General features: G+C 72.6%; 3 protein-coding genes and 1 pseudogene. 2 read left to right on the forward strand and 2 right to left on the reverse strand.

Going from position 1 to position 2,835, the window contains the following annotated elements:
• Positions 1–215, reverse strand: a pseudogene (locus ACOJSN_RS16430) (hypothetical protein); the annotation flags it as partial.
• Between the two features lie 47 nt (positions 216–262).
• Positions 263–1,162 (reverse strand): LysR family transcriptional regulator, encoded by a 900-nt coding sequence (locus ACOJSN_RS16435; RefSeq protein WP_420113570.1) that lies wholly within the window; start codon positions 1,160–1,162, stop codon positions 263–265.
• 70 nt (positions 1,163–1,232) lie between these two features.
• Here ACOJSN_RS16435 and ACOJSN_RS16440 point away from each other — a divergent pair, with 70 nt between their 5' ends.
• Both ACOJSN_RS16440 and ACOJSN_RS16445 read left to right on the forward strand, forming a co-directional pair.
• On the forward strand, positions 1,233–2,222 hold the full coding sequence (locus ACOJSN_RS16440; protein ID WP_420113571.1) for a YeiH family protein: 990 nt from the start codon (positions 1,233–1,235) through the stop codon (positions 2,220–2,222).
• 144 nt (positions 2,223–2,366) lie between these two features.
• Positions 2,367–2,835 (forward strand): hypothetical protein (locus tag ACOJSN_RS16445; RefSeq protein WP_420113572.1); only part of this gene is annotated, 469 nt, incomplete at its 3' end.

A 2,835-nucleotide genomic window follows, 5' to 3' on the forward strand; every position in this document is an offset into this window, starting at 1 on the left:
AACCAGGAGATCGCGGCCGGTTCGGTGTCGAAGAACTCGGCGGCCGGCTCGGTGTGCAGTGCGTAGCTGCGGCGCACCAGCTCGGCGGCCACCTTCTCGTCGTCGGGGCTCAACCGTCCGCTCTGCCGCAACCCCCGCAGCATCGCGAAGATCCCGGGGTGGCGGCCGCCCCGGTTCGGCACCGCCGACTCGATCCGGAGATAGCGCGTGACCACGGCCCCGATCGTTCCATCACTGGCTGGCCCGCACGTGCTGGGCGCGGTCATGATCGCGCGTCGCGGCCCAGCGCCCGGGCCGCCACCGCTACCAGCTCGGCGGCAGCCGCGCCGAGCCTGCGCTGTGGGTGCCAGACCGCGGTGAGCGGACGTCGCAGGTCGAGCCCGTGCGGCACCTCGACGAGGCGACCGACCTCCAGGTCGTACGAGATCGCCGTCCGCGAGACGACCCCCACGCCGAGGCCGGCATGAACACCTCCGATCAGCGCCGTCGTCGAGGTGGCTTCCATCGAGACCGACGGTGTGGTCCCGAGTCCGGTCTCGAACGTGCGGCGGGTGCCGCTGCCACGCTCGCGCAGCACGTAGTCCGCGCGGGCGAGCTCCTCGTGCGGCACGGCCGCGGTGCATCGCGCCCACGGGTGTTGCGGCGGCACCACCAGCGTCACCCGGTCGCGGCCGATCACCTGCGTGTGCAGGTCGGCGGGTGTGTCCGTGCTCTCGATGAAGCCGAGGTCGACCTCGCGCGCGCTGACGAGCTCGGTGACCGTGACGCTGTTGACCACGCGCAGCTGCGGGTGCACGTCGAAGCCGATCGTGCGCAGCTCGCCGATCCACCGGGGCAGCAGGAACTCCGCGATCGTCAGGCTGGCCGCCACCTTGAGCTCGTCGGTCCGTGAGGCCAGCGAGATCATCGACGCCCGCATCACGTCGATCTCGTCCAGTACTCGCCGCGCCCATGAGGTGACCGCGCGTCCCTCCTCGGTCAGGACCGACCCTCGAGGCGAGCGCTCGAGCAGGCTCAGTCGCCAGCGCGCCTCGAACTCGCGTATCCGCGCGCTCGCCGCCGGCTGACTGACGCCCACGTAGCGCGCCGCCGCACCGATGCTGCGGCAGCGGTCGACGGCCACCAGCAGCCGGAGCGTCTCGATGTCGACGTCCGGAGTCATCACCGCAGCCTATGGGTCGCGGTGGATTCGGCCTCTACCGGGGCGGCGACGCGGCCAGGAGAGTGAGCATGTGCTCCAGCGACGCTCGCCCACCAGGCGCCCCGACGCCCGGGTGGTCGTGGGCGCTGCGGTGCCGCTGGCAGCCGCAGCGCTCGCGATGGCGGTCACCACCGTGGTGCCGTTGCTCAGCGCCCTGCTGGTGGCGCTCGCTCTCGGGGCGGTCGTGGTGAACCTGGCGCCCCGTGCCGGTCGCGCGAGCCAGGCAGTGGGCGGCGCGGAGCATGCGGCGAAGCAGATGTTGCGGCTGGGCATCGTGCTGCTCGGCCTGACGTTGTCGCTGAGCGACCTCGCCGCGATCGGTTGGCAAGGGCTGCTGGTGGTGGTGGCGACCGTCGGGGTGACGTTCGTGGTGACTGTGCGGGTGGGCCGTCGCCTCGGCCTCGACCCGGGCCTGGCCACGCTCATCGCCGCGGGGTTCTCGATCTGCGGGGCTGCCGCCATCGCGGCGGTCAGCCAGACGGTGCGGGCCAAGCCTCGCGACGTGGGCCTCGCTGTCTCGCTGGTGACGATCTTCGGGTCGGCGATGATCGCCGTCGTCCCCTGGTTGTCCCACGTGATCGGGCTGGGCGAGCAGGACGCCGCGACGTGGGCGGGCGCGAGCATCCACGAAGTGGCCCAGGTGGTGGCGGCCGGCTCGGTGCTCGGCGGCAGCGCCCTCGCGACGGCCACAACGGTCAAGCTCGCCCGGGTGGTCATGGTCGCTCCGGTGACGGCGATCGTGAAGCGCCGGCATGCCGGCAGCGGGGGTGCGCCGGTGCCCTGGTTCGTGACGGGCTTCCTGGCCGCAGTGGTGCTGCGGACGCTCGTCGATGTCCCGGACCCGGTGCTCGGCGTCGCGAGCGTGTTGTCGACCCTGCTGCTCGCCGCCGGCATGTTCGGCCTCGGGCTGGCGATCCGGGTGCGCGACCTGTGGCCGCTGCCCGGTCGGGCCTTCGCGGCCGCAGGCGTCGCGACCGCCGCGGCGCTGACGGTGCCGCTGGTGATCCTGCTGCTCACCTGACCCTGGAAGGAACTGGGCGCCAGACGCACGGGGCGTCGGCTCGAGCCGGCTTGCACGACCTCTCGCGCCCGATTCCTTCCACGGATCGGCGCGTCGGCGTCGGTATCGTGAGTCGATGCGCGTGAGGTCCAGTGAAGGAGTGCGGTGAGCCAGCCCGAAGCTCCAGCCCCCACCGGCACGGGGGCGCGGGTGCGGGACCTGCTCGCGGGCTGGCGGTATGCCGCCGTGGGGCTGCTCGGCGGCATCGTCGTGGTGCTCGGGATGGTCGGCTGGTACCAGTCGGTCCCGGGGATCCGGTTCGTGGACGCCCTCTACAGCACGATCCGCCTGTTCATCCTCGAGTTCGACCTCGACGGCGATCCCTCGTTCGCGCTCGATGTCGCCCGGTTCGGGGCCGGCGCCGTGGTGTATCTGGCGGTGGCGTTCGCGGCGATCGACCTGCTCGGGCGGCGCTTCGCGATGGCGCGGGCCTCACGGCTGCGGAACCACGTGGTGGTGGTGGGCAACGGGCGTGAGGCGGTGCCGCTCGCCCGCAACTTCCGCCGCGCCGGGCTCGCCGACCGGGTCGTGGTGATCAACGACGCCGACGATGCGGCCGAGACCAGCCGGCGGT

Source organism: Pseudactinotalea sp. (assembly GCF_048594945.1).
Taxonomy (GTDB): Bacteria; Actinomycetota; Actinomycetes; order Actinomycetales; family Beutenbergiaceae; genus Pseudactinotalea.